Raw genomic sequence first — 453 nt, forward strand, 5'->3', positions numbered from 1 at the left:
CCATGAATCTTTTGCAAAAAACACCAAAAAAATTTTTAATGCCCGCGGCAAAACTTTTTACGCCCCCTGCAAATGAAGCGCCGATTTGCCTGAATACATTTAAAATAGAATTGATTACTTTTACATAAAAGGGAGCGGCATTATAATAACCTGCGTCTTGATTTGTCATTATATACTCTCCGATAAATATTACCTGAAACCGCCCAAAGCCGGAGAGGGCAATAGGACAGTTTCAGGTTAAAACAGAAAAATTAATCCGGTCTTTTGCCGGTTTTCCAAATAGTCTCTATAACGGCCATACCTGCTTTGATCTGATCGGTTGTACCATACATATTATTGGCGTTTGTCAGTATATCCATTACGATAGCCGGAGCGCCCTGAGAATAATACCAGTTATTCATTTTTGAGTTAGCTCCGAACGGTTGTGCCCTTCCGCTGTCAAACACGCCCTGG

The 453-nt window shown here is 40.8% G+C and carries 1 protein-coding gene; it reads right to left on the minus strand.

Going from position 1 to position 453, the window contains the following annotated elements:
- Positions 1 to 251: 251 nt before the first annotated feature.
- The coding region (locus ACYVRH_RS14640) for a hypothetical protein (RefSeq protein WP_461257595.1) at positions 252 to 453 on the minus strand (202 nt) is incomplete at its 5' end.

The organism is Treponema sp. R80B11-R83G3, assembly GCF_054786115.1.